Origin of the sequence: Mesorhizobium sp. M0518 (genome assembly GCF_040321125.1) — a bacterium.
In the GTDB taxonomy this organism is placed as follows: Bacteria; Pseudomonadota; Alphaproteobacteria; order Rhizobiales; family Rhizobiaceae; genus Mesorhizobium.
The window spans coordinates 1-24,779 of the sequence record NZ_JAMYQY010000016.1 but is presented as its reverse complement, the minus strand read 5'-3'; the positions used below and the strand labels follow the sequence as shown (position 1 = coordinate 24,779).

Annotated in this window: 24 protein-coding genes; 13 read left to right on the top strand and 11 right to left on the bottom strand. The window is 63.2% G+C overall.

The annotated features are described in order from the left end of the window. Positions 1–57 precede the first annotated feature (57 nt). On the top strand, positions 58–660 hold the full coding sequence (gene betI / locus NKI66_RS22085; protein WP_031213897.1) for a choline-binding transcriptional repressor BetI: 603 nt from the start codon (positions 58–60) through the stop codon (positions 658–660). A 122-nt stretch (positions 661–782) separates the two neighbouring features. Further along, complete coding sequence (locus NKI66_RS22080; protein ID WP_128306039.1) at positions 783–1,541, top strand: SDR family NAD(P)-dependent oxidoreductase; 759 nt, start codon at positions 783–785, stop codon at positions 1,539–1,541. Here the strand turns inward: NKI66_RS22080 and NKI66_RS22075 are convergent. After that, complete coding sequence (locus NKI66_RS22075) at positions 1,526–2,524, bottom strand: LysR family transcriptional regulator (protein ID WP_128306040.1); 999 nt, start codon at positions 2,522–2,524, stop codon at positions 1,526–1,528. The two genes, NKI66_RS22080 and NKI66_RS22075, sit on opposite strands and share 16 nt — an antisense overlap. A 111-nt stretch (positions 2,525–2,635) precedes the next feature. Between NKI66_RS22075 and NKI66_RS22070 the strand changes: the two genes are divergently transcribed. From NKI66_RS22070 to NKI66_RS22055, 4 genes are all read left to right on the top strand, one after another. After that, positions 2,636–3,109 (top strand): cupin domain-containing protein, encoded by a 474-nt coding sequence (locus NKI66_RS22070; RefSeq protein WP_023814131.1) that lies wholly within the window; start codon positions 2,636–2,638, stop codon positions 3,107–3,109. 276 nt (positions 3,110–3,385) lie between these two features. Continuing rightward, a complete protein-coding gene (gene fumC / locus NKI66_RS22065) occupies positions 3,386–4,783 on the top strand; it encodes a class II fumarate hydratase (RefSeq protein ID WP_023814130.1) in 1,398 nt (465 codons plus the stop codon). 235 nt (positions 4,784–5,018) lie between these two features. Then, positions 5,019–5,438, top strand: a complete 420-nt coding sequence (locus tag NKI66_RS22060) for a DoxX family protein (RefSeq protein ID WP_023814129.1) — start codon at positions 5,019–5,021, stop codon at positions 5,436–5,438. Positions 5,439–5,594: 156 nt separating this feature from the next. Then, the gene (locus NKI66_RS22055; protein WP_031213894.1) at positions 5,595–5,999 is read left to right on the top strand and encodes a DoxX family protein; all 405 of its coding nucleotides are present in this window, start codon (positions 5,595–5,597) and stop codon (positions 5,997–5,999) included. Positions 6,000–6,234: 235 nt separating this feature from the next. On the opposite strand, the gene ppx is transcribed toward NKI66_RS22055, so the two are convergent. Together ppx and NKI66_RS22045 are read right to left on the bottom strand one after the other, a co-directional pair. Next, complete coding sequence (ppx, locus tag NKI66_RS22050) at positions 6,235–7,770, bottom strand: exopolyphosphatase (protein WP_023814127.1); 1,536 nt, start codon at positions 7,768–7,770, stop codon at positions 6,235–6,237. Beyond that, complete coding sequence (locus NKI66_RS22045; RefSeq protein WP_023814126.1) at positions 7,770–9,971, bottom strand: RNA degradosome polyphosphate kinase; 2,202 nt, start codon at positions 9,969–9,971, stop codon at positions 7,770–7,772. The genes ppx and NKI66_RS22045 overlap by 1 nt, the downstream gene beginning before the upstream one ends. A 246-nt stretch (positions 9,972–10,217) precedes the next feature. Between NKI66_RS22045 and NKI66_RS22040 the strand changes: the two genes are divergently transcribed. Both NKI66_RS22040 and NKI66_RS22035 read left to right on the top strand, forming a co-directional pair. Further along, positions 10,218–10,463: a zinc-finger domain-containing protein gene (locus tag NKI66_RS22040; protein WP_023814125.1), complete on the top strand. Its 246-nt coding sequence runs from the start codon at positions 10,218–10,220 to the stop codon at positions 10,461–10,463. A 19-nt stretch (positions 10,464–10,482) separates the two neighbouring features. Further along, entirely contained in the window at positions 10,483–11,724 is a 1,242-nt protein-coding gene (locus tag NKI66_RS22035; RefSeq protein WP_352752950.1) for an FAD-dependent monooxygenase, read from the top strand. A 228-nt stretch (positions 11,725–11,952) separates the two neighbouring features. On the opposite strand, the gene NKI66_RS22030 is transcribed toward NKI66_RS22035, so the two are convergent. From NKI66_RS22030 to NKI66_RS22000, 7 genes are all read right to left on the bottom strand, one after another. Then, complete coding sequence (locus tag NKI66_RS22030; protein ID WP_031213893.1) at positions 11,953–12,621, bottom strand: TIGR02117 family protein; 669 nt, start codon at positions 12,619–12,621, stop codon at positions 11,953–11,955. Between the two features lie 102 nt (positions 12,622–12,723). Continuing rightward, positions 12,724–13,473 carry an amino acid ABC transporter ATP-binding protein gene (locus NKI66_RS22025; protein WP_031213892.1) on the bottom strand — a complete coding sequence of 250 codons (750 nt, stop codon included), beginning with the start codon at positions 13,471–13,473 and terminating at the stop codon, positions 12,724–12,726. 80 nt (positions 13,474–13,553) lie between these two features. Then, the gene (locus tag NKI66_RS22020; RefSeq protein WP_127289116.1) at positions 13,554–14,711 is read right to left on the bottom strand and encodes an amino acid ABC transporter permease; all 1,158 of its coding nucleotides are present in this window, start codon (positions 14,709–14,711) and stop codon (positions 13,554–13,556) included. Positions 14,712–14,720: 9 nt separating this feature from the next. Further along, entirely contained in the window at positions 14,721–15,908 is a 1,188-nt protein-coding gene (locus NKI66_RS22015; RefSeq protein ID WP_128305379.1) for an amino acid ABC transporter permease, read from the bottom strand. 63 nt (positions 15,909–15,971) lie between these two features. Next, a complete protein-coding gene (locus NKI66_RS22010; protein WP_023814120.1) occupies positions 15,972–17,000 on the bottom strand; it encodes an amino acid ABC transporter substrate-binding protein in 1,029 nt (342 codons plus the stop codon). Positions 17,001–17,441: 441 nt separating this feature from the next. Continuing rightward, the gene (locus NKI66_RS22005; protein ID WP_352752947.1) at positions 17,442–18,287 is read right to left on the bottom strand and encodes a DUF2182 domain-containing protein; all 846 of its coding nucleotides are present in this window, start codon (positions 18,285–18,287) and stop codon (positions 17,442–17,444) included. 9 nt (positions 18,288–18,296) lie between these two features. After that, the gene (locus tag NKI66_RS22000; protein WP_023814117.1) at positions 18,297–18,932 is read right to left on the bottom strand and encodes a DUF1326 domain-containing protein; all 636 of its coding nucleotides are present in this window, start codon (positions 18,930–18,932) and stop codon (positions 18,297–18,299) included. 513 nt (positions 18,933–19,445) lie between these two features. Here NKI66_RS22000 and NKI66_RS21995 point away from each other — a divergent pair. The 5 genes from NKI66_RS21995 to NKI66_RS21975 all read left to right on the top strand — a co-directional run bounded on the left by NKI66_RS21995 (position 19,446) and on the right by NKI66_RS21975 (position 23,685). Further along, positions 19,446–20,624 carry a cystathionine beta-lyase gene (locus NKI66_RS21995; RefSeq protein ID WP_352752945.1) on the top strand — a complete coding sequence of 393 codons (1,179 nt, stop codon included), beginning with the start codon at positions 19,446–19,448 and terminating at the stop codon, positions 20,622–20,624. A gap of 232 nt (positions 20,625–20,856) precedes the next feature. Continuing rightward, positions 20,857–21,918, top strand: coding sequence for an HPP family protein (locus NKI66_RS21990; RefSeq protein ID WP_023814115.1), 1,062 nt, complete (start codon positions 20,857–20,859; stop codon positions 21,916–21,918). A 130-nt stretch (positions 21,919–22,048) separates the two neighbouring features. Continuing rightward, positions 22,049–22,723, top strand: coding sequence for an RNA polymerase sigma factor (locus tag NKI66_RS21985; RefSeq protein WP_023814114.1), 675 nt, complete (start codon positions 22,049–22,051; stop codon positions 22,721–22,723). Between the two features lie 117 nt (positions 22,724–22,840). Next, complete coding sequence (locus NKI66_RS21980; protein ID WP_023814113.1) at positions 22,841–23,365, top strand: DUF4142 domain-containing protein; 525 nt, start codon at positions 22,841–22,843, stop codon at positions 23,363–23,365. 11 nt (positions 23,366–23,376) lie between these two features. Continuing rightward, positions 23,377–23,685, top strand: a complete 309-nt coding sequence (locus NKI66_RS21975; RefSeq protein ID WP_023814112.1) for a cupredoxin domain-containing protein — start codon at positions 23,377–23,379, stop codon at positions 23,683–23,685. Between the two features lie 67 nt (positions 23,686–23,752). On the opposite strand, the gene NKI66_RS21970 is transcribed toward NKI66_RS21975, so the two are convergent. Next, positions 23,753–24,607, bottom strand: coding sequence for a LysR substrate-binding domain-containing protein (locus NKI66_RS21970; protein WP_023814111.1), 855 nt, complete (start codon positions 24,605–24,607; stop codon positions 23,753–23,755). Positions 24,608–24,779: the final 172 nt, after the last annotated feature.

Here is a 24,779-nt window from a genome sequence, read left to right as displayed (position 1 = left end):
CAATTGTTGATCTGATCGGACGAAAATGTCAACGTGGATTCGAAATGGACCGATCCCGTGAAACTCAAGCGTCTCAGTGATATCCGCCGCAAGGAGCTGCGGCAGGCGGCCTTCGCGGTGTTGGAGCGCGAAGGCATTGCCGGCGCGACCCTGGAAAAAGTGGCCGCCCAGGCAGGTGCCTCCAAGGGCATCGTGCTGCACTATTTCCGCAACAAGCAGGAATTGTTCGAGCACGCGATGCGCGAGGCCAATGCCGTCCTGTGCCAGGCGGTGATCGCGCGGCTTCGCCGGGCGCGTACGCCGATGGAGCGCCTGGATGCGGTAATCGAGGGCAATTTCGAGACGCATCTGTTCCAGCCTCCCCTGTGCCATGCCTGGCTGTCGCTCTGTGCCGAGGTGCCGCGCGACGAGAAGATGGCCCGTATCCAGAGAGTGATCCATGCGCGCATGCGCTCGAACCTGTTGTCGGGCCTGCGCGGCCTCGCCTCGCCTGGAGATGCCGACGACATCGCGCTTGGCGTCACCGCGCTGATCGACGGGCTTTGGCTGCGGCTCGGCCTGCAGCCGGGCAGCGTCTCACGCGAACAGGCGGTCCGCCAGGTCAAGAATTATGTCGCGGGCCGGCTGGCCCTGCGGGAGCTTGCGACCGCCGGCGCGTAACCGGCCTCGGCTGGCCTGCCGGCCGGCGGGCGTCGAAGTTCATACCCGGGGATAGGCCGACGGCTTGACCACGGCCGCCACAATACGGTGCTCTCGACGAGGCAGAAATCTCGGAGCGTCGAATGAGACTTCACAACAAGCGCGCGCTGGTCACCGGTGGCTCGGACGGCATCGGCCTGGCGATCGCCGAGGCCTTTTCGCGCGAGGGCGCGGACGTCCTGATCGTCGGCCGCGACACCAAGAAGCTCGACGCTGCCCGCGAGCAACTCGGCGGCACTATCGAGACGCTGTCGGCCGATCTTGCCACATCGGCCGGCATCGCGGCCGTCGTCGAGCAGGTGAAAAAATCCGGCAGGCCGCTTGATATCCTCGTCAACAATGCCGGAGTGGCTTTCCTGGTGCCGTTCGAAACCGTCAGCGAGGCGCAGTTCCAGCAATCCTTCGCGCTCAATGTGACGGCGGTGTTCTTCCTCACGCAGGGCCTGCTGCCGCATCTGGCTGCCGGCGCATCGGTGATCAACATCTCGTCCTACTTCGCCAACAAGATGATCCCGAAGCGGCCGTCGAGCCTCTATTCCCTATCGAAGGGCGCGTTGAACTCGCTGACCAAATCGCTGGCCTTCGAACTCGGCCCGCGCGGCATCCGCGTCAACGCCATCGCGCCCGGCACGGTCGACACAGCCATGCGGCGCAAGACCGTCGACAATTTGCCGGCCGAGGCAAAGGCCGAGCTGAAAGCCTATGTCGAGCGCAGCTATCCGCTCGGCAGAATCGGCCGCCCTGACGATCTGGCCGGTATCGCGGTTTATCTGGCCAGCGAAGAGGCCGCCTGGACCAGCGGCGGCATCTTTTCGATCGATGGTGGCTATACCGCGGGCTGATCCGTCCGGCCACCAGACCAGGCGCCGGCATTTTCTGCGGCGCCGCTTTCCACGAATCCGAGTGCGCCTACCGCCTCCAGGATCTGATCGCGAACCCAGCGATGGGGTGGCTCGTCGTCGTGGCGCGCGTGCCAGTACATCCTGATTTCCGGAACAGCAATGGGAAGTGGCGGTTCAAAGATGACGAGCGGCAGGGTCTTGGCCGCCCAAACCGCGAACTGCCTGGGAACTGCCGCGAGGTGGTTTCCGTTTGCCACTGCCAATGCGACAGCCTGAAAGTGCGGCAGGGCCAGGCTTACACGGCGCGTTCGTCCGATCTTGCGGAGCGCCTCGTCGGTGGAGCCCGACATCGAGCCATCGATAGAACGAAGAACATGGGGCAGTTCGCAGAAGAGCTCGATCGGTAGAAGCTCGCCTTCCATGATCCCCGCCTGCCTGATCGCAGCGTTGTCGCTCGCGGCGATGATGGCGAATGGTGAATGGAACAGAGGCGTGCTTGAGACCCAGTCGGAGACCTCCAGCGGACGCTCGAGCGCTACGTCGATTTCATCGTCCTGGAGCAGCCGCGAGACGTCGCCGCGCGCGCTGTCGAGAAACCTTAGCGACGCGCGCGGCGCGGCACCCGCGATGCGCGCCGCTAAAGTTGGCATCAGCATCATGGAAAAGAAATCCGCACCCATGAACGTGAAGGTTCGCTCCAGTTCCACCGGATCGAACGCCTTGGCCGAGTGGAAGACGCGTTCGATTTCACGAAGCGCCACGCGTAACGGCTCGGCCATGCTCTCGGCGCGTGGCGTCGGCATCATGTCATTGCCCCGTCGCACGAACAGCTGGTCGTTGAGGAGATGCCGCAAGCGATTGAGCGCAGCGCTGACGGCAGGCTGGCTGAGGCCGATCTGCTCGCCGGCACGCGTAACGCTTCTCTCCCGCAGAAGGGCGTCGAACACCCTGATGAGATTGAGGTCGAGCGCGTTCAAATTCATCGCATCAATTCGCCCCATACGATCATTCGATTTCCGTTGTCGGCATATCCCTGGCTAGATCGTCATCGGCCCAGCAGGCACAGGCAACAGGAGGATCAGACGGCCATGACAATGACCCCCGGCACGATCACAGGCAAGGAACTCTTCTGGTTCAACAACACGCTTGTCGCGATCCACGTCTCGTCGGCGGCAGGAGAGGACGGCACCTGCGTCGTCGAGCATCGCATGCCCTATGGCGACTCCCCGCCCCTGCATGTGCATCGCAGGGAGGACGAAGTGTTTCACATCCTGGACGGGAGACTGCGCTTTCAGATCGACGGCCACGAACGCATTGCTGAAGCCGGCGAAACCGTCATTGCGCCGAAAGGCCTGCCGCACACCTACCGGGTCGAATCGCGCGAAGGCGCGCGTACGCTCACCATCACGCGCGGTTCGGATTTCGAGACGATGCTGCGTCAGGCGAGCCGTCCCGCCGAACAGCCGGAGGTGCCGCCGCAGATGCAACCAACACCGGAAATCATCGCGGCACTGGTGCAGCTCTGCGCAGAAAACGGCATCGACATTGTCGGTCCGCCGCTAGGGTAAGAGGCCGAAACCGCGCATTCTTTCCCTTCTCCCCTTGTGGGAGAAGGTGGCCGCGAAGAGGTCGGATGAGGGGTGTTCCAGCTTGGCGCCGACGGCACTCCGTCACCCACCCCTCAACCGTCTCGGCGCTGCGCGCCGATCCACCTTCTCCCACAAGGGGAGAAGGCGAGAAGCGCCGCACCTTCAACCGATTCGCATCCTCGCCGCCCGCAATCTCCGCTTGAAGCCGTTTGTGCAACGCGATACGCCGTTGCCGACTTCGACAAGGAGAGACCCGTGACCGCTGCAAAGACCAGAACCGAAACCGACACGTTCGGCCCGATCGAAGTCGCCGCCGACCGCTATTGGGGCGCGCAGGCGCAGCGTTCCCTTGGCAATTTCAAGATCGGCTGGGAAAAGCAGCCGGCATCGATCGTGCGCGCGCTGGGCATCGTCAAGCGGGCCGCGGCCGAAGCCAATATGGACCTTCAGCGGCTCGACCCGGCGATCGGCAAGACGATTGTCGAGGCGGCACAAGAGGTCATCGACGGCAAGCTCAACGACCATTTCCCGCTGGTGGTCTGGCAGACCGGCTCGGGCACGCAGTCCAACATGAACGCCAACGAGGTGATCTCCAACCGGGCGATCGAGATGATGGGTGGCGTCATGGGCTCCAAGAAGCCGGTCCATCCCAACGACCACGTCAATATGAGCCAGTCGTCGAACGATACCTACCCGACGGCCATGCACATCGCCTGCGCCGAGCGCATCGTGCACGACCTCTTGCCGGCGCTGAAACACCTGCACAAGGCGCTCGCCGCCAAGAGCAGAGAGTTCAATCACATCATCAAGATCGGCCGCACGCACACGCAGGACGCCACCCCCCTCACGCTTGGCCAGGAATTTTCGGGCTATGCCGCGCAGGTCGCCTCGTCGATCAAGCGCATCGAGCTGACGTTGCCCGGCCTGCAGGAACTGGCGCAGGGCGGCACCGCCGTCGGCACCGGCCTCAACGCGCCGGTCGGCTTCGCCGAAAGGGTGGCGGATCGCATCGCCACCATCACCGGCATTGCCTTCGTCACCGCGCCGAACAAGTTCGAGGCGCTGGCGGCCCATGATTCCATGGTGTTTTCGCACGGCGCCATCAATGCGGCGGCCGCCGCGCTGTTCAAGATCGCCAACGACATCCGTTTCCTCGGTTCCGGCCCGCGTTCGGGCCTCGGCGAGCTGTCGCTGCCGGAAAACGAGCCGGGCTCGTCGATCATGCCGGGCAAGGTCAACCCGACCCAGTGCGAGGCGCTGACGCAGGTCTGCGTGCAGGTGTTCGGCAACAATGCGGCGCTCACCTTCGCCGGCAGCCAAGGCCATTTCGAGCTCAACGTCTACAACCCGCTGATGGCCTACAACTTCCTGCAGTCGGTGCAGTTGCTCGCCGACGCCTCGGTCTCCTTCACCGACAATTGCGTGGTCGGCATCGAGGCGCGCGAAGACAACATCAAGGCGGCACTCGACCGCTCGCTGATGCTGGTGACGGCGCTGGCGCCGACCATCGGCTACGACAATGCCGCCAAGATCGCCAAGACCGCGCACAAGAAGGGCACCACGCTGCGCGAGGAAGCGCTCGCCACCGGACTGGTCAGCGAGGCCGATTACGACCGGCTGGTGCGGCCGGAGGACATGACGCATCCGGGGTAAGCAATTCCAGGAAAAATGTCTTGCGGTTTTCCGTCCGGAATTGCATCAGCCAGAAGCCCAGTGTTCGTGATGGGAGAATTTACTCCCGTCACGACCTGACCCGAAGCGAATTTTGCGCGGGCCGCCCGATCACGGAAACGTAAGTACTGTGAACAATGTGTCGCCAGTCTGGTGGCTTTGGTGAACAGTCGGCTTGCTCTATCTCCCCGGTATCAACCCATCCCGGAGAGCCACCATGTCCATCAACACTTCAGTCGCCGGTTCCGGCGCATCCAATGCCTCGACCACCATCCTCATCGGCCGCGTCCTGCTTGCGGTCATCTTCCTGCTTTCAGGTTTCGGCAAGCTGACCGCCATCACCGGCACGGCCGGCTATTTCGGCAGCCTCGGCCTGCCCTTGCCGACCGTAACGGCCATTGTCGTAGGCCTGATCGAGCTTCTCGGCGGCCTCGCCATCCTCGTCGGCTTCAAGACCCGGATTGTCGGCTGGGTGCTGGCGGTCTTCACGGTCGCTACCGGCTTGGTCGCCCACACCGGTTGGGCCGACCAGATGCAGATGATCCAGTTTCTCAAGAACCTCGCCATCGCTGGCGGCTTCCTCGTGCTGGCTTCCTCGGGCGCCGGTGCCTATTCGATCGACGCCAAGCGCGGCTGAGCCAAAATCTGGCGATAGCCGAACGAAAGAGCGGCGCGGAATTTTCCGCGCCGCTTTTTCGTTGTTGGTACATGCCCGCCGATCTGTCGGCCGGAGTTTTCTGATAGGATCGGGGCATCGGACGAGGCCGGCCGGCGGCCGATAACGGAGGTGAACATGCCCCGCAACGCGCTGCTCCTGCTCTCCCGGCTGCTGCTCGCCGCCCTGTTCGTGCCCTCCGGTTTCCAAGCTTTGAGCGATATTGCCGGCACGACAGGCTATTTCGCCGGCCTCGGCCTGCCGCTGCCGACGCTTGCCGCCTGGGGCACGGGACTGTTCGAACTGATCGCCGGGCTGCTCATCCTGGTCGGTTTCCAGACCCGGATCGCGGCGCTGCTGCTCGCCGCCTTCTGCATTGCCGCCGGTTTCATCGGCCATTACGGCCAGGGCGGCGGCGACGCGATGCTCGCCTTCCTGCACCAGCAGATGCTGATGAAGGACATTGCGATAGCAGGCGGGTTCGTTGCGCTGGCGATGGCTGGCGCGGGAGCCTGGTCGGTCGACGGGCGCGGTTTGGCCTGACGGACTGGGTTGGAAACGTCAACGGGACAGCACCCCCCTCTGTCCTGCCGGACATCTCCCCCGCAACGAGGGAGATCGGATGTCATCCAGGCTTTCGCCAATCTTCAATGTTGCAAGAAAAAAGCACCGACGACGAAGCAGCCAATCTCCCCCCTTGCGGGGGAGATGTCCGGCAGGACAGAGAGGGGTGTGAAGAAACTCGACCGAGCAGGTTCTAATCCGCTCTGCTCCGACTCTACTTCACCGACCCACTGGGCCCACCTTCGACGGCCAGCACCAGCCGGCGGTTGGTGATCCTGGCCAGTTGCGCCAGGCGCCCGGCCGGCCGCTCGCCATAGAGATCGGCCAGCGATGCCGGCAGGACCAGCGCCAGCACGCCGTTGGCGCGTTGTTCCCATTTCAGCCTGGGCATGATGCCGGGCATCGACGCCGTCAGCAGGTAGACGACGCGCATCATCGCGGCGAGCACGCGGGCGCGCTCCAGATAACGCGGCGGCGCCAGCGCCTTGATCTCGGGGGCGATGGCTTCGTTGAAGATGCCGTCGTGACGATAGGCGTTGGCCATGGCCAGGAAAGCACGGCCGGGATGGTCGACGCCGAAGAAGGAGGCGTGCGCAATGATGTTGAGCGATTGCTTGCCGCGATATTCGGGATGCGCGCGCCAACCGATATCGGCCAGCAATGCGGCCGCGTGGCGGTAGCGCGCCTCGTCTTCGGTCTCCTCGATGCCGAAAGCGGCAAAGGTTTTGGCGGTCCAGTCGACGAGTTCATGCGCATGGGCGACGGAGCGTGAGCGCAGGCGGGCGAGTTCCTCCGAGGCCGAAATCAGCGGATCGGCCTTCTGCTCCGCCTCATCGAGCAGCGAATAGAGAAAGCCTTCGCGTACACCCAGAGCCGAAACGATGATCTTCGACGGCTGCATCGCCGCCATGATCTCCTGCAGCACGACGGCGCCATAAGGCAGCAGCGAACGGCGGTTCTTGGAAACGCCTTCGATGCCCTTGACCTTCTCGATCTCGGCCTTGGCCACCTGCTTGAGGAAATTCGCCGCGCTTTCGGCCGAGATCTCGTAATGGTGCATGACACCAAGCGGATAGTTGGTCATTTCCATGTGCAGCCGGGCAAGATTTCGCCAGGTGCCGCCGACGGCGTAGAAGGGCCTGCCCTGCCCGCCTTTCAACAGCTTGGCCTTCGCCAGTTCGTCACGCGCGATCTTCGCCGCCTGAGCCAGCGAGTTCTTCGCCATGTCCTGCAGGCGCAGGCCGCCCAGCGGCAGCGTGATGCCGTCACCGATCGCTTCGCCGCTGACGTCGACCAGCTCGAGGCTGCCGCCGCCCAGATCGCCGGCGATGCCATTGGCCGGGTGGAAGCCGGAAATGACGCCGAGCGCGGAATAATAGGCTTCCTGACGGCCGCTGATGACACGAATCTCGGTCTTCAGCACATCCTCGGCGCGGTGGATGAAATCGGGGCCGTTGACCGCCTCGCGGGCGGCGGCGGTGGCCAGCACATACATATGCTCGGCGCCGGCCTGGTCGGAAAGCGCGCGAAAGCGACGGAACTCTTCCATCGAGCGCGTCACCGCCTCGGGGTCGAGCTTGCCGGTCGAAACGATGCCACGGCCGAGACCGGCCAGCATCTTTTCGTTGAACAGCATGGTCGGCGAGCGCGCCAGCCCCTCATAGACGACGAGACGGATCGAGTTCGATCCGATGTCGATGATGGACAGCGGTCGGCGGTCCTGCAGCCGGCCCTGGGAATCAGACAGCATCAGCCGGACGCTGCTGCGTTCTTCTTGCGGCGCTTGAACTGCGCGATGCGCTTGGGCGCATGCGACTTCAGCGCGTCACCCCGTCCCGACAGGCTCGGATTGGTCATGAAATATTCCTGCGCGTTGAACGGTTCCTCGCCCTCCTCCAGCACGACGCGCCGGGAGGTTCCATCAGCCAATACGTCGAAACTTTGCTGATTGTCCATGATGTTGCCCAGCATGATCTGGCCAAGGATCTGTTCGTGCACAGTTGGATTGGTGATCGGCACCATGGTTTCGACGCGGCGGTCGAGATTGCGCGGCATCAGATCGGCCGAGGAGATGTAGACGATCGCCTCGTCCGACGGCAGGCCGTAACCATTGCCGAAACAATAGATGCGGCTGTGCTCGAGAAAACGGCCGACAATCGATTTTACGCGGATGTTTTCCGACAGGCCCGGAACCTGAGGCCGCAGGCAGCAGATGCCGCGCACGACCAGGTCGACCTCGACGCCGACCCGGCTGGCATCGTAGAGCGCGTCGATAATGATCGGATCGACGAGCGCGTTCATCTTCATCCAGATGCGCGCCGGTTTCCCCTGGACCGCGTAGGCAATCTCGTCGGCAATGTGCTTCAGGATGCGGCTTCTCAGCGTGAACGGCGAGATCGCCAACCGCATTTCATCCGTCGGCTCGGCATAGCCGGTGATGAAATTGAACAGCTGGGCGACATCGCGGGCGATCGTCGGATCGGTGGTGAAGAAGGACAGGTCGGTGTAGATGCGCGCCGTTACCGGATGGTAGTTGCCGGTGCCGAGGTGCACGTAGTTGCGCAGCTTGCCGTCCTCGCGCCGCACCACCAGCGACATTTTCGAATGGGTTTTCAGCTCGAGAAAGCCGAACACGACCTGCACGCCGGCGCGCTCCAGGTCGCGCGCCCAGCGAATGTTGGCTTCCTCGTCGAAGCGCGCCTTGAGCTCGACCAGTGCGGTGACCGACTTGCCGGCTTCGGCCGCGTCGACCAGCGCACGCACGATCGGGCTGTCGTTGGAGGTGCGGTAAAGCGTCTGCTTGATCGCCACCACTTCCGGATCGGCCATCGCCTGGCGCAGGAACTGCACCACGACGTCAAACGATTCGTAGGGGTGATGGACGACGATGTCCTTCTCGCGGATGGCGGCAAAACAATCGCCGCCATGCTCGCGGATGCGCTCGGGAAAACGCGGATTGTAGGGCGTGAATTTCAGGTCGTCGCGGGGAACGGCGACGATCTCGGAAATCTGGCTGAGCGCCAACGGACCGGTCAAGACGCTGATGCGGCTGGACGACACGCCAAGCTCGCCGGCGACGAAGTCGCGCAATTCATCAGGCATCAGCCTGTCGAATTCGATGCGGATCACCGAACCCCGCCGCCGCCGCTTCAGCGCCGTTTCGAACAGGCGAACCAAATCCTCGGACTCCTCCTCGACCTCGATATCGCTGTCGCGAATGATGCGGAACGTGCCGGAGCCCTTGACCTCATAGCCGGGGAAGAGCTTGCCGATATAGAGGCCGACCGCCTCTTCCAGCGGGATGAAGCGGACGTGATGCTTGCGGTCCGGCAGACGGATGAAGCGCTTCAGCGCTACCGGCAGGCGCAGCAGCGCGCTCATCTCTTCGCCGTTCTTGCGATGGCGCAATTGCAGCGCCATCGAGAAGCCGAGATTGGGAATGAACGGGAACGGATGCGCCGGGTCGATCGACAGCGGGGTCAGCACCGGGAACACCTGCCCCTGGAAATGGTCTTCCAGCCAGATTTTCTCGTCCTTGGTCAGCGCATCGCGGGTGATGCTCTCGATGCCTTCCTTGTTGAGCAGCACAGTGAGCGCCGAAAGGCTCTTCTGCTGGTCTTCCTGCAGCCGCTCGACCTCACGCAGCAGCTGTTCGAGCTGCTGTTCGGGGGTGCGGCCGTCAGGGCTCTTCAGCGTGATGCCCTCGCGCACCTGGCCGGCGAGGCCGGCGACGCGCACCATGAAGAACTCGTCGAGATTGGCCGCCGAGATCGACAGGAAGCGGACGCGCTCCAGCAGCGGATGATTGAGGTTCAGCGATTCCTCGAGAACGCGCCGGTTGAACTGCAGCCAGGAAAACTCGCGGTTGACAAACCGGTCCGGATTGCCGCCCTCCGGGCGAGCCACCTCGACATCCACGAATTCGTTCTGCACCGGCTTCAGTTCGTTCATGATTCCCGCTCTTCCACATCGTCAGCCAGCTAAAGCGCCGCGCGTCATTCAGGACGCGCAAAGGACGCTCTACCACTCCAAGGCGACGCATGGTCCTTGCCGAAAACCGGTGTCGGTCTTCGGGGCCATGCGTTAACCGGCTTAACTTATCCTCTGACAGGCTTTTGCGACAGTTTGATTTCATCGAACTTGCAAAGAGGCCTGATATGATCCAGATGCAGACGAGACTGCGTTAAGGAGACGACGATGGCAGGCGGTTCCATTCCCCATTTTCAGAACGATGCGGGCTATCAGGCAATCGACATCGGCGTGAAGGAATTCATGTGCACGGGCGCCAATCCGCCTTTCGACCACCCGCATGTGTTTCTGGACATGGGCGACGACAACGAAAAAGTCTGTCCCTATTGCTCGACGCTCTACCGCTATTCGCCGAAGCTGAAGGCAACCGAAACGCTGCCGGCCGGCTGCATCTACATCGATCAGGCCGCCTGAGTCTTTCGCGACCAGCCCGATGACCGACACGCGCTCCCGGCAAATTGTCATCGCCGGGGCGGGTGTCGCCGGATTGACCGCAGCCCTTGCATTCGCCGAACGCGGCTACCCTGTTCGGGTGTTCGAACAGGCGCAGCGCCTGGAAGCTGCCGGCGCCGGCATTCAGCTTTCTCCCAACGCGACCCGCATCCTTCGCCAGCTTGGCGTACTCGACCGGCTGCTGCCGGCGGCGGTGCGGCCGGAAGCCGTGGTGTTGAAGGAGGCCGCGACCTTGCGCGAACTGGCGCGCGTGCCGCTGGGGCAAGCCGCCGAAACGCGCTGGCAGGCACCTTATCTCGTCGCGCACAGGGCCGATCTGCAGCGCGCACTGACCGCGCGCGCTGCCGAGATACCGGATATCCATCTCACCACCGGCGCCCGCATGGGCGGCGTTGACACCGGCCCGCACGGCATCACCGCGACGGCCGAGATCGGTGGCAAAACCGTCGAGGCGGAGGGCTTCCTGCTGGTTGGGGCCGATGGCGTCTGGTCGTCGGTGCGCGCACTTGTCGATTCGGCCAAGGGGCCGGCTTCGCCAAGAAACCATTTCTCCGGCGAACTGGCCTGGCGCGCCACCGTCGCGGCCGAGAGCGCCGCCGGTCAGAGCTTTGCCGCCATCGGCGCCAGGGACTGCGTCACCACCTTCCTGCATCCCGGCTTCCATATGGTTGCCTATCCCGTCAGCAAGGGTGCGGCCTTCAATCTCGCGGCCTTCACCAGGGGCGACCGCATAGCCGAGGGCTGGTCCGGCAACGCCGACGCCGGGATCCTGACCCGAGCCCTGCGCGGCACCGCGGCAGAACTTGCCCGCCTGGTCGAGCAGGCCGGCCCATGGACCGCATGGCCGATCCACACTGTTGAGCAGCGACAGCCCTGGACAACGCCGAACGGCATCGCGCTGATCGGCGATGCCGCGCATGCGATGACCCCGTTCGCGGCGCAAGGTGCGGCGATGGCGATCGAGGATGCGGCGACGCTTGCCGATATCATTGCCGACTTCCCCGCCGATCCTCTGGCCGCAATTGCGACCTGGGAGCAGTCACGGCGACCGCGCGTCGCGCAGGTCGCCCGACGCGGCGCTGTCAACCGGCTGGCCTGGCATGCCGTGGGTCCAGTGGCGATTGCGCGCAATGTGTTCCTGAAGGTGCGCTCGTCGGAAAAACTCGCGGCGGATCTGGACTGGCTCTATGGGTGGCAGGCTCAGAAGATCATTCGACGCTGAGCGTACAAGCACAATCGGTTGGTGGGACAGCACCCCCCTCTGTCCTGCCGGACATCTCCCCCGCAAGGGGGGAGATCAGCCGTCACCACTGCTTTCGCCCATCACCGACGTCGCGAAGGGAAGTGAGGCGTCGCAACTGCCAATCTCCCCCCATGCGGGGGAGATGTCCGGCAGGACAGAGGGGGGTGTGAAGGAACGCGATGCTTGCCAATTCGCGGAATGCCCACGCTAATTGTACAAGCTCATCGACAGCCCGAGCGATGCAGGCAGCGGGTTCCACCAGCCGGTGCGCAGGCCGGCGGTGCGCAAGGCGGCCGCCGTCCAGGTGTTGCAGCCGACCAGTGCGTTGAAATGGCCATTGGCTTCGTAGAAGCCGTCGAACCTCGAATAGGCTGCGTCCGGAACGAGGATCGGGCCTTCCGGTCCCCGCTGGAAACTCGCATCGATGAAATCGAGCAACGCCGTGAACCGATCCTCGGTGATGTCGAACCCCGCGATATCAGGGCGCGGTTCGACGATGTCACCGGCGACATCGACATGCATGACCGACGCGTCGAGTGTCAGTGCCTTCATCACCGGCACCGCCTTCAGCTCGGACCATGTCGGCGTCTCCAGGTAGAAGGCGCGGCCGCCCCAGCCGAAGACGATGTAGCGGACCTCCGGCCTGTCGGCCGGTATGCCCGCGTCGACCAGGAAATGGAAACGCCGGCGCACGGCGTCGTCGATCGGGATGGCGATATCGGTGTGGATCGGATTGTTCAGCACCAGGATATGGCGCGTCGTAGCGGGCATGGCGGCGGCCGCGGGCCACAGCGGCCGCGGCACGAGGGTGCCCGTCGTCACGGCGAGTGCGACGACAAGCAACAGAAGGCCTAGAAAACGTCCCAGTCTTTTCATGAAAGGCGGCCCTGCAAAAGCGCTCCAGCGCGACACGCCTGTTATCCCATACGCAAAAGAGCCCGGCAGTGTTTCAGCCGGGCTCTTCGTGGCCGTCGAGGCCTAGTGCAGGATCTGCGACAGGAACAGCTTCGTGCGCTCGTGGCGCGGGTGGTCGAAGAACTCGGCCGGCGTGTTCTGCTCGACGATCTGGCCCTGGTCCATGAAGATCACCCGGTTAGCGACCTTGCGGGCAAAACCCATCTCGTGAGTGACGCACAGCATGGTCATGCCTTCCTCGGCCAGGCCAACCATGGTCTCAAGCACTTCCTTGATCATCTCCGGATCGAGCGCCGAGGTCGGCTCATCGAACAGCATGATGCGCGGGTTCATGCACAGCGAACGGGCAATCGCCACACGCTGCTGCTGGCCGCCGGAAAGCTGGCCGGGATATTTGTTGGCCTGTTCCGGAATCTTGACGCGCTTGAGGAAATGCATGGCGATTTCCTCGGCCTGCTTCTTCGGCGTCTTGCGCACCCAGATCGGCGCCAGCGTGCAGTTCTCCAGGATGGTCAGATGCGGGAACAGATTGAAGTGCTGGAACACCATGCCGACCTCGCGGCGCACCTCGTCGATCTTCTTGAGATCGTTGGTCAATTCCTTGCCATCGACAATGATCTTGCCCTTCTGGTGCTCCTCCAGACGGTTGATGCAGCGGATCATCGTCGATTTGCCGGAGCCGGAGGGGCCGCAGATGACGATGCGCTCGCCGCGCATCACTTTCAGGTTGATGTCCTTCAGCACATGGAACTCGCCATACCATTTGTGCATGGCGATGATGTCGATGGCGACATCGGTGGTGGAAATCTGCATCTTGGCGGCGTTGACCTTGATCTCTTCGGCGCTGACGGCATTTTCGGTGGCCATGACAGGGGGTCCCCTTGTTCTTTTGTTTAACGTTTGTGGCCGGTGTCGAGCCGGCGTTCGGTGTACATTGAATAGCGCGACATGCCGAAGCAGAACAGCCAGAAGACGAAGGCCGCGAAGATCAGGCCGGACCTCGCCGTCTGCGCGGTTGCCCAGTTTGCATCGGAAAAATTCTGTTTGACGATGCCGAGCAGGTCGAACATCGAAATGATGATGACCAGACTGGTGTCCTTGAACATGCCGATGAAGGTGTTGACGATGCCCGGAATGACCAGTTTCAGCGCCTGCGGCATGACGATGAAATACATTTTCTGCCAATAGCCGAGACCGAGCGAATCGGCACCTTCATACTGGCCCTTGGGAATCGCCTGCAGGCCGCCGCGCACCACTTCGGCCATATAGGCGGCGGCAAACAGCGACACACCGATCAAAGCGCGCAGGAACTTGTCGAACGAGACACCCTCCGGCAGGAACAGCGGCAGCATGACGCTGGCAAAGAACAGCACGGTGATCAGCGGGATGCCGCGCACCGTCTCGATGAAGACGACGCACAGCGTCTTGATGATCGGCATCTTGGAACGGCGGCCGAGCGCCAGCACGATGCCGAGCGGCAGCGACACGGCAATGCCGACGAAAGACAGGCTGAGCGTTACCAAGAGCCCGCCCCACAGCGAGGTCTCGACATGCGGCAGGCCGAACATGCCGCCGACCAGCAGGACGAAGGAGACGACCGGCAGCACGAAGAACAGCAGAACCGCATTCAGCCCTTTGCGCGGCACTTTCGGGATAAGCATCGGCACCAGCAGTGCCACGAACAGTATGGCGACCAAAATCGGCCGCCAGCGCTCCTCGATGGGATAGCGTCCGACCATGAACTGGCCGAATTTGGCGTTGACGAAAGCCCAGCAGGCGCCGGTCCAGCCATCCGGCTGGATGCCGCCTTGCGCCACCGTGGCGCATACGGTCCGGTCCGGTCCCGTCCACACGGCGTTGATGAACGCCCAATTGATGATTTGCGGCAGGATCATCGCCACCAGGGCGATGCCGACGATGGTCAAAATGGTGTCGCCGGCAGAAGCGATCAGGTTCTTGCGCACCCATGCGCCGAGGCCGGTGACGCTGGCGGGCGCCGGCTGCGCCAGCACCATTTCGGTTCGCACCCAGGACATATCATGTTCTTGCATGTCCTTACCTCACCTCTCCACCAGCGCCATCTTGGCGTTGAACCAGTTCATCACAAGCGAGGTCAGGAGGCTGATGGCCAGATAGATCACCATCATGATCACCACGCCTTCGACGGCCTGGCCGGTCTGGTTTAGCACCGTCCCGGCGGTCGCCGTCAGGTCCGGATAGCCGATGGCGATAGCCAGCGACGAGTTCTTGGTCAGGTTGAGATACTGGCTGGTCAGCGGCGGAATGACGATGCGCATGGCCTGCGGCACGACGACCAGCCGCAGGATCGATCCGGACCGCAAGCCCAACGCACCGGCGGCTTCCGTCTGGCCCGCGCTGACACCCCTGATGCCGGCGCGCACGATCTCGGCGATGAAGGCGGCGGTATAGCAGGACAGCGCCAGATAAAGCGACAGGAACTCCGGCCGGACCTGAAAGCCGCCGGCCAGGTTGAAAGTCGACTGCTTCGGGTAGTCGAAGCTCAGGGGAAAGCCGCTCAGCGCATAGGCGAGCAGCGGAAGCCCGACGATCAGCGCGGTGGACGTCCAAAACACTGGAAATTGCTGGCCGGTCGCCATCTGCCGTTGCCGCGCCCTGCGCGCGACGAACCACGCCATGGCGATGCCGACGAGCAGGGCGACGAAGATCAGCCATGAGCCGTCGCCCCACACGGCGCGTGGAAAATAGAAACCGCGCTGGTTGAGGAAGGAGCCGAACGGCAAACCGATGCTGTCGCGTGGCGCCGGCAGCACGGCCAGCACGCCGGAATACCAGAAGAAGATGACCAGCAGCGGCGGGATGTTGCGGAAAACCTCGACATAGACCGTGCAGATCTTCCTGATCAGCCAGTTCTGCGAGAGCCGGCCGATGCCGATGACGAAGCCAATGATTGTCGCGGTGATGATGCCGACGATGGCGACGATCAAGGTATTGATGAGGCCGACCAGAATCGCGCGGCCATAGGTCGAATCCGATGAATAGGCGATCGCGCTCTCGCTGATGTCGAAGCCGGCGCGGCCCTTGAGGAAGCCGAAGCCTGAAGCGATGCGCAGCCGCGTCAGGTTGTCGATGACGTTGTGGGCAATCCACCAGACGCCCGCCACCAGCAGCACGACGACCAGCACCTGGAAGAATATGCCCCGGATTTTCGGATCGTTGATGAAGGAACCGCGGCTGGGCTCCTCGCGAAGTACGTCCTGCGATGCCATTCGACCGTCCCCTGGAAAGAGAAACCGGGAGGCAGATGATCTGCCTCCCGGATCACATTTCGATCAGCGGATCGGCGGCGCGTATTGCAGGCCGCCTTTGGTCCACAGCGCGTTGATGCCGCGCGCGATCTTCAGCGGGCTGCCCGAGCCGACATTGCGCTCGAACATTTCGCCATAATTGCCGACTGCCTTGACGATGTTGACCACCCAGTCATTGGAGACGCCGAGATCGGTACCGATCTTGGTATCGGCTTCCTGGCCGAGCACGCGCTTGATCTCGGGGCTGGCCGAGTTCTTCATCTCATCGACATTGGCCTTGGTGATGCCGAGCTCTTCAGCCTGCAGCAGCGCGAAATAGGTCCACTTGACGATGTGGTACCACTGGTCGTCGCCCTGGCGAACGGCCGGTCCGAGCGGCTCCTTGGAGATGATCTCGGGCAGCACGACATGGTCGGCCGGCGCTCCCAGCGTCAGGCGGATGCCATAGAGGCCCGACTGATCGGTGGTGTAGACGTCGCAGCGGCCGGCATCATAGGCGGCGTTGACCTCTTCCAGCTTTTCGAAGACGACGGGATTGTACTCCATCTTGTTGGCCTTGAAGTAGTCGGCGAGGTTCAGCTCGGTGGTGGTGCCGCTCTGCACGCAGACGGCGGCGCCCGAAAGCTGCAATGCCGAATTGACGCCCGGCAGCTTCTTGGCGTTGATCATGAAACCCTGGCCGTCATAGTAGGTGACGCCGATGAAATTCAGGCCAAGCGCCGTATCGCGGTTGATGGTCCAGGTGGTGTTGCGCGAGAGGATGTCGATCTCGCCCGACTGCAGCGCGGTGAACCGCTCCTTGGCGCTGAGCGGCGTGAACTTGACCTTGGAGCCGTCACCAAAGACGGCGGCCGCGACAGCGCGGCAGAAATCCGCATCGATGCCTTGCCAGTCACCCTTGTCGTCCGGCGCCGAAAAGCCGGCCAGGCCGGTGGAGACGCCGCACTGGATGAAGCCCTTCGCCTTGACGGTGTCGAGCGTGGCCGCCGACGCGGCGGACGCCATCAATCCAAGCGTGGCGGCGCCTAGAATGCCGATAGCAATATGTTTCATGACCCACAGACCCTTTTCTCTGTTTTTCAGGAGTAAATCCTGATTTTTTCTCCCGTGTGAACGCGGCTCCCATCCCGGCCCATCCCGGAACCCCGCATCGTAACCGACGCGCCGCCTCCCGTTCACAAATGTCATCGAAGGCGATAATTCCTGTGAGGTCAAGGAAAATGACCGAAACCCAAAGAGTTTGAAAACCGATTGCCGCAAATGCCCGATTTACAGACAAACACGCCCGCGATTTAGCCAGCAGGGCTAATAAAGGCGGCAAATCTCATGCAACGCCAACGCCGGGCCAATACGGGCTGCGGCAGCGAAATCCATCCCGGGCAATACCTCGTCGTTGTTGACCTCCCCGTGCGACGAACTACCAGGTTCCAAGATTGTCATCTGACGATTTACTGACGGCTGCATACCAATACAGACCGCCGACGAAGACTGCTCTCAAAAGGCTTGAAAGACGATCCAGGTCCCGACGGCGGCCATCAACGCGCCTGAAACGCGCGGAATCAGCTGCCCGGTCGGCACCGTCTTCTCCAGCAGAACAAGGATGGCGATGCCGGCGATCCACAGCACGTTCATGACGCCACCGACGAACAACAGAGCCATCAGCGCCCAGCAACACCCCAAGCAATAAGCGCCGTGATCCATGCCGAGCCGAAGCGCGCCGAGCGGAGCGGAACGGAATCCGCCATGGCTGGCCAGGAACGCGATCGGTGCCTGACATTGGCGCAGGCAGACGCCCTTCATCGGCGTCCATTGATAGAGACCGGCGGCGATCAGGACGAGGCCGCCGAGGATCGCGCTGACGGTCGCCATCAAGGGATCGAGCAAGGCTACACGGGCGAGAAGCCATTGCGCACCGGTCGCCAGGAGGCTGAAGACGACCCAGACGGCGAGATAGCCGGCAAAAAACCATCCCGTCGAAGCGATGGGCCGGCCATCCGCCCGCGCCTTGCGGCCGACACCGGCATAGAGCAGCAACATCGGCGCGACCGAAGGCGTCATCATGCCAACCATCATCACTGCCCACATCGTGAAGGTGAAAGCGAAATCGCCCATCGCCCAGGCCCGGAAGCCGGGCGCCATGGCGGCGCCCATATCCATGCCGCCCATATCCATGCCGGCCATGTCGTCGCCTCCGCCGTCCGGCAAAGGGGAGCCGGGCATGACCATGGTGGCGGCGAGCCACAGCACATAGGCCCAGGCGAGCACGGCAATCACGACGAGCGCGACCGTCACGACCGCGCGATCGCGCCTCAGCACCGCCTCGAGGGCCGTATCGCCCATTGGATCAGGTCAATGCACGATGCCGCTCTGCGTGAGATGCAGATTGGCGAAATGGCTGTGCGTATCGGCCAGCTCGAACTTGATCGGGCCCGTCGCCTTGGTCCAGCCGCGCCCGACCTCGGCGATCGCGTATTCGAAGCCGTGCGGCAAGTCGATGCGCGCCTGGTGCGCGGCGCCGGTGACCGGATTCCGGATCGGCTCGCCGCGACCGTCGGTTATACCCTCGACATGCAGCTGACTGGTTCGCGCGTCGACGTCGATCTTGAATTCGATCGGCGCGAAGATCGGATCGTGGAATTTCTCCAGCGTGGTCGAAAAGACCTGAAATATCGTTGCACCTGGCTCGGTGTCCAGACCGCCCAATATGCGAAGCAGCGCGCCACGTTGGGCTTCCGTCGCCCTCTCGTCGATGACCACCGCGGCTTCGCCCCCGCCCTGGTGTATGGCGCCGGGCCAGCTGAAAATCCCGACGAACCGCAACCCGTCGAGCTTGGTGTCGCCGTGATGGCCGCTCTCGATTTCCATGCCGGCGACTGCCTGGCAGAATCCGTATGTCGGCATGGCGTTGAACTGGCACGGGCAGCCATAGGCGCAGTTGCAGTTGATGAATTCGCTCGCCTTCATGGCCCATTTGACGTCCGGCATGGCATTCCTCCCTTGCCGCGCTCACGCTTCGTGAGCGCGATCCGGATCGTGGAGGACCAGAAGTCAACCGGCAGCAACCATCCGGCAGCATCTGATCGAAGCAATCCGGCGATTAATATTAGCCGACAATCATATACCATTCACCGCCGCCCACAATAGACCGATCGGCGGGGACAAGGGCTCCGAACACAGGTCAACAAAAGACCTGACGACAACCAGTTCGGCGGCGGCAGCAGCTTTTTGTGCCGGTAGCTTTTGTGCCTGTCGCTTTTCTTGATAGGAATTTTTTCTTGACTCCCTGCCCTCAGCTATGGTACATATTCGTCCATGGTGCTGGTTTGCGCCGATAACCCGCCGCACAGGCGGGTTTTTCGTTTAATACTCCGTCCCCGCATCGCTGTTTTTGCCGCGACGAATTGGCATATTCGAAGTCCGCCTCCTGGCGGGCGGTGGCTGTTGCACGGTCCATAGCGCCGCACTATGGCTAGCGGCTTATCAAACAAGGCGACGCAGATGGCGAAAGACGGCAGCGAGCACGGCGGGATGGGCATCAACACGCGGCTTGCCCATTCGGGCAACAATCCGCACGACTATTTCGGCTTCGTCAATCCGCCGGTGGTGCATGCTTCGACCGTGCTTTTCCGCGACGCGGCTTCGATGGCGGCGCGAACCCAGAAATACACTTACGGCACGCGCGGCACACCGACGACCGATGCGCTTGCCCATGCCATAGACGCGCTGGAAGGCTCGGCAGGCACGATCCTGGTGCCGTCGGGCCTTGCGGCGGTGACGGTGCCGCTGCTCGCCTTCGTCTCGGCCGGCGACCATCTGCTGATCGTCGATACCGTCTATCATCCAACCCGCAATTTCGCCGACACGATGCTGAAGCGGCTGGGCGTCGAGGTCGAGTATTACGCCCCCGATGTCGGCGCCGGCATCGCGGCGTTGATCAAGCCCAACACCAAGGTGGTGTTCACGGAATCGCCGGCCTCCAACACGTTCGAGGTGCAGGACATCCCGGCCATCGTCAAGGCGGCGCACGCCGCGGGCGCCATCGTCATGATGGACAACACCTGGGCGACGCCACTCTATTTCCGCCCGCTCGACCACGGTGTCGACATATCTATCCATGCCGCGACCAAATACCCGGCCGGCCATTCCGACGTGCTGCTTGGCACGGTGTCGGCCAATGAGAGTTGCTGGACGCACCTCTACGAAAGCTTCTGCACGCTTGGCTGTTGCGCCGGGCCCGACGACGTCTACCAGGTGCTGCGTGGCCTGCGCAGCATGGGCGTGCGCCTCGAACACCATCAGCGCAGTACGCTTGCCATCGCCTCCTGGCTCGAGGGCCAGAAGGGCGTGGCGCGCGTGCTCCACCCGGCCCTGCCCAGCCATCCGGATCACGCTCTGTGGAAGCGCGACTTTTCCGGCTCGAGCGGCATCTTTTCCATCGTTCTTGCCGGTGGCGGCCAGAAGCAGCAGCACGCCTTCCTCGACGCGCTGCGGATCTTCGGCCTCGGTTATTCCTGGGGCGGCTATGAGAGCCTTGCCGTACCGGTCTGGCTCGGCGACCGCGCCGTTGCAAAAGCCCCCTATGAGGGTCCGTTGATCCGCCTGCAGATCGGCCTCGAGGATGTCGACGACCTGAAGGCCGATATTTCGCGCGGCCTGACCGCCGCAGCAGCGGCCTAAAGCGTGTCGCGCCTGAAGATTTTCAGGCGACCCGCTTCAGGTTTTGTTTTTGTGCATGTCGTTCTCCCAAAACCGAGGTCACTTTTGGGCGACATGCACTAGCGGAATTCTATTCCCTAAAATTGCGATTTCGCGGATCAGTTTGGCTTTCAAATTCAACGATGCCGCGTCATTGCGGTGCAATCAGCACATTTTCGACGTCCCCTGGAATACCGGCAGAGTTTTCGACCCCATGGCTTTCCGCCTTTTTGTTCCCATTCTTGCCGGCGCGACGCTGCGTGAGCGTCTCGTAGCCTGTATCGGCGCAACGATCGGCATTGCACTCACCGGCGTGATCGCCAGCCTTGTGCTCGGCAACGGCCCGCATGTGCCGCTGCTGGTGGCGCCGATGGGGGCGTCGGCGGTGCTCCTGTTCGCCGTGCCCGCCAGTCCGCTGGCACAGCCATGGTCAATCATCGGCGGCAACACGATATCGGCGCTGGTCGGCGTGATCGTGGCGCATTTCATCCACGAAACCGCCCTTGCCAGCGGCATCGCGGTGGCACTGGCCATCGCCGCCATGTCGTTCACGCGCTGCCTGCATCCGCCGGGCGGAGCGGCCGCGCTGACCGCGGTGCTGGGAGGGCCTGCCGTCATCAGCGCCGGCTTCCTGTTTCCATTCGTGCCGGTGGCGCTGAACTCGATCCTGCTGGTGGCGCTCGGCTACGGCTTCCACAGGCTGGCCCGGCGCAATTATCCGCATGTACCGGTTGCAGCGCCGGCGAACAGCCACGGCACCGGCGATCCGCCGGCGCAGCTGCGCGTGGGCTTCCGGTCCGAAGACATCGATGCCGCGCTTGGCGCACTCGACGAGACGTTCGATATCGATCGCAACGATCTCGACCGGCTGCTGCGGCAGGTCGAATTGCAGGCGATGGTGCGCGCGCACAAGACGCTTCTGTGCGAGGACATCATGTCGCGCGATGTGATCTCGGTCGATACTCACACCTCCACCGAGGCAGCGCGCCAATTGCTGCTTGACCACAACATCCGGACCCTGCCGGTCGTCAATGCGGAAGCCAGGCTGGCAGGCACCGTGGGGTTGCGCGAACTCACCCAGGCCTCCGGGACAGTCGGATCCGTCATATCACCCGCGGCAACAGCCGCCGCAGGTTTTGCCGCCATGGGTCTGCTGCCGGTGCTCACCGACGGCCGCAGCCATGCGGTCATCATCGTCGACGACGACAAACGGATTCTCGGGCTGATCACCCAGACCGATCTGTTGGCGGCCACGGCGCGCCTGCAGGCTGCCTGACAAGCCTTCACTCGCGCGGTAGGGTACCGCCGCCAGGCCCCGCGAAAAGTCTTCGGGAACCTTTTGCCGGCGACAGCGTCCAATCTCTCAATCGAGGTCCGGTCCGGAGATTGGGTTGAGGAAACTGGCCATGCCTGCTGTCTTGACGGCCGTGCCTTCCGCTGTGCCAGGCGAGATGCAGCTTGTGCGCCGCGCCTTGGCGCGCGACGGCGATGCCTTCCGCACCATCATCAAGACACACAATCAGCGGCTCTACCGGATCGCGCGCGGCGTCGTGCGCAATGACAGCGAGGCCGAGGACATCGTGCAGGAGGCCTACGTCAAGGCTTTCGCCCATCTCGATGCGTTTCGCGGCGACTCCTCGCTCGCCACATGGCTCTCGCGCATCGTCATCAACGAGGCGCTTGGTCGCCTGCGCAACAGGCGCAGAACGGTGGCACTGCCGGAAAATCCGCAAGCCGAGATCATCCGGTTCCCTCTCAACCCCAGCGACGATCCGGAACGGACGATGGCGCAAAGGCAGATCCTCCAACTGGTCGAACAGGCCACCGACAGCCTTCCCGACGTCTACCGGACGGTGTTCGTGGCGCGGGTGATCGAGGGGCTGAGCATCGAGGAGACCGCCGATCTCCTCGGCGTGCGGCCGCAAACCGTCAAGACGAGGCTGCACCGCGCGCGCGCCCTCGTGCGCAAGGCGCTGGACGACCAGATCGGACCGGTGCTGCTCGATGCCTTCCCCTTCGCGGGCCGGCGTTGCGAACGACTGACCAGCGCCGTGATGCGGCGGCTCGGGCTGGAAAGCTGACCCTCACCGGATTTCAGTTCATTTCAGCGGGAACGTTTGCCGCTGACCAGCATCCAATGAACGTCAACCGAAAAACACAGTCCGGCGCGATTTCAGCGTCCGGACGAAGGAGATGCCATGTCTATCCGACACACTGCCGCGCTCGCCGCCCTGTTGCTGCTTGGCACTGCCCCATTCGCACAAGCCGCCGACAAGCCAACCGATCCGCAGATCGCCCACATCGCCTACACGGCCGGGGTCATCGACGTCGAAGCGGCCAAGCTGGCGATCGAGAAATCGAAGAACAAGGAGGTTGTCGATTTCGCCAAGGACATGGTCCGGGATCACGAGGCTGTAAATGTTCAGGCGCTCGACCTGGTGAAGAAGCTCAAGGTCACGCCGGAAGACAACGCCACCAGCCAGGCGCTGACCAAAGCTGCGGCGGAGGAGCGGGCCAAGCTTGCCAAACTCGACGGCGCTGCCTTCGACAAGGCCTATGTCGACAATGAGGTCGCCTACCACAAGCAGGTCAACGGCGCGCTCGAAACCCTTTTGATCCCGTCGGCGCAGAATGCCGAACTGAAGAGCCTGCTGGAAACCGGCCTGAAGATTTTCCAGGGCCATGAGCAGCACGCCGAGCACGTCGCCGGCATGCTCAAGTAAGGGCCCGGAGCATGCCGAAACGCCATCTGTGGATTGCGTTGGCGCTGGCCGTCGGTACCGTTCCGGCGCGAGCAGAAACCATCCAGGTCATCATCGACAGGCTGGTGTTCTCGCCAGCCACCGTCGAGGCCAAGGTCGGCGACACGATCGAGTGGGTGAACAAGGATGTGTTCGCCCACACGGCCACCGTGAAAGGCGGCTGGGAAGTGATGATCCCGCCGAAGAAATCCGCAAGCCTGACATTGAAGGCCGCGGGACCGGTCGACTATTTCTGCCGCTTTCACCCCAACATGAAAGGCCGTCTCGACGTGACGCCATGATGGTTTGGAACCGGCGGCGAAGCGATCGCTTTGCCGCCGGTTGTTCCAAGCGTCAGTCCCGGATCGCTCAGCCCTGTGCAAGCAGCCACTCGATCATCTGCGCTGCCTGGGCGGGCGGGCGGTCCGGCGCCAGGATAGAGAGGCTGAGGCCGGTCGGAACGCGCTGCGGGAACGGCGCCACGAGCGAACCGGCGGCGATAGCGCGCGCGACCAGAGCCTCATGCCCCATCAGAACGCCGGCGCCGTCGACGGCCGCCTGCAGCGCCATGCTGTAGAGCGAGAATTCGGAACCGGACTCGATCGACGGACCTTTCAGCCCGGCAGCCTCGAACCACAGGCTCCAGTCGCCGGTCCAGGTCGTGTCCCAAAGCAGAAGCTGCGATGACAGATCAGCCGGCGTTTTCAGCTGCCTGGCGAGCGCCGGCGCGCAGACCGGAAAGATCACGTCGTCGCAGAGCTTGAACGCGCGGCTGCCCCCTGGTGCGTGCCTGGTCAAGAAGATTGCGAGGTCAAAGGGTTCACGCCTGAAATCCGGCGGCTCCTCCAGCGCATGGATGGACGGGCGAAGGGCGGGAAGCGCAGCGCGAAGCGCCGGCAGACACGGAGCCAGCCACAGCTGGGCAATCGACGGCAGCGCGGCAATGCTCACCTGCGGCCTTGGCGCCCAGATGCGCAGTTCCTGGACGGCAAGGCCCATGGAGTCGAACGCCGTGGAGAAGGCCGGCAGCGCCGCGCGCCCAGCCTCGGTCAGATGCAGCCCCTGGGCATGGCGCACGAACAGCGACGAGCCCAGCCACGCCTCCAGCGCCTTGACCTGATACGATACGGCCGCCGGGGTAACGCCAAGTTCATCGGCGGCCTTGGCAAAGCTCTCCTGGCGAGCGGCAGCTTCAAAGGCGCGCAAGGTGTTGAGAGGCGGCATTCGAGGTCGCGGCGGATTTACGGCCATCGTCCGACGTTTCCGGATGGCGTGGGGGGGGGGGGGGGGCGCGGCCCCCCCCCCCCGCGAGGAGTTCTATAGACGCGGGAGCGCCCGACAGGCGGCGGCCGAAAAACAAAAAAAAAAATAGAAAAAAAAAAAACACCCCCCCCCC

Excerpts from the sequence above, each read along its gene's own strand:
- NKI66_RS22080 (WP_128306039.1), top strand. The coding sequence starts at position 783 with ATGAGACTTCACAACAAGCGCGCGCTGGTCACCGGTGGCTCGGACGGC.
- NKI66_RS22075 (WP_128306040.1), bottom strand. The coding sequence starts at position 2,524 with ATGAATTTGAACGCGCTCGACCTCAATCTCATCAGGGTGTTCGACGCC.
- NKI66_RS22070 (WP_023814131.1), top strand. The coding sequence starts at position 2,636 with ATGACCCCCGGCACGATCACAGGCAAGGAACTCTTCTGGTTCAACAAC.
- NKI66_RS22060 (WP_023814129.1), top strand. The coding sequence starts at position 5,019 with ATGTCCATCAACACTTCAGTCGCCGGTTCCGGCGCATCCAATGCCTCG.
- NKI66_RS22055 (WP_031213894.1), top strand. The coding sequence starts at position 5,595 with ATGCCCCGCAACGCGCTGCTCCTGCTCTCCCGGCTGCTGCTCGCCGCC.
- ppx (WP_023814127.1), bottom strand. The coding sequence starts at position 7,770 with ATGCTGTCTGATTCCCAGGGCCGGCTGCAGGACCGCCGACCGCTGTCC.
- NKI66_RS22045 (WP_023814126.1), bottom strand. The coding sequence starts at position 9,971 with ATGAACGAACTGAAGCCGGTGCAGAACGAATTCGTGGATGTCGAGGTG.
- NKI66_RS22040 (WP_023814125.1), top strand. The coding sequence starts at position 10,218 with ATGGCAGGCGGTTCCATTCCCCATTTTCAGAACGATGCGGGCTATCAG.
- NKI66_RS22035 (WP_352752950.1), top strand. The coding sequence starts at position 10,483 with ATGACCGACACGCGCTCCCGGCAAATTGTCATCGCCGGGGCGGGTGTC.
- NKI66_RS22030 (WP_031213893.1), bottom strand. The coding sequence starts at position 12,621 with ATGAAAAGACTGGGACGTTTTCTAGGCCTTCTGTTGCTTGTCGTCGCA.
- NKI66_RS22025 (WP_031213892.1), bottom strand. The coding sequence starts at position 13,473 with ATGCAGATTTCCACCACCGATGTCGCCATCGACATCATCGCCATGCAC.
- NKI66_RS22020 (WP_127289116.1), bottom strand. The coding sequence starts at position 14,711 with ATGCAAGAACATGATATGTCCTGGGTGCGAACCGAAATGGTGCTGGCG.
- NKI66_RS22015 (WP_128305379.1), bottom strand. The coding sequence starts at position 15,908 with ATGGCATCGCAGGACGTACTTCGCGAGGAGCCCAGCCGCGGTTCCTTC.
- NKI66_RS22010 (WP_023814120.1), bottom strand. The coding sequence starts at position 17,000 with ATGAAACATATTGCTATCGGCATTCTAGGCGCCGCCACGCTTGGATTG.
- NKI66_RS22005 (WP_352752947.1), bottom strand. The coding sequence starts at position 18,287 with ATGGGCGATACGGCCCTCGAGGCGGTGCTGAGGCGCGATCGCGCGGTC.
- NKI66_RS22000 (WP_023814117.1), bottom strand. The coding sequence starts at position 18,932 with ATGCCGGACGTCAAATGGGCCATGAAGGCGAGCGAATTCATCAACTGC.
- NKI66_RS21995 (WP_352752945.1), top strand. The coding sequence starts at position 19,446 with ATGGCGAAAGACGGCAGCGAGCACGGCGGGATGGGCATCAACACGCGG.
- NKI66_RS21990 (WP_023814115.1), top strand. The coding sequence starts at position 20,857 with ATGGCTTTCCGCCTTTTTGTTCCCATTCTTGCCGGCGCGACGCTGCGT.
- NKI66_RS21985 (WP_023814114.1), top strand. The coding sequence starts at position 22,049 with ATGCCTGCTGTCTTGACGGCCGTGCCTTCCGCTGTGCCAGGCGAGATG.
- NKI66_RS21980 (WP_023814113.1), top strand. The coding sequence starts at position 22,841 with ATGTCTATCCGACACACTGCCGCGCTCGCCGCCCTGTTGCTGCTTGGC.
- NKI66_RS21975 (WP_023814112.1), top strand. The coding sequence starts at position 23,377 with ATGCCGAAACGCCATCTGTGGATTGCGTTGGCGCTGGCCGTCGGTACC.
- NKI66_RS21970 (WP_023814111.1), bottom strand. The coding sequence starts at position 24,607 with ATGCCGCCTCTCAACACCTTGCGCGCCTTTGAAGCTGCCGCTCGCCAG.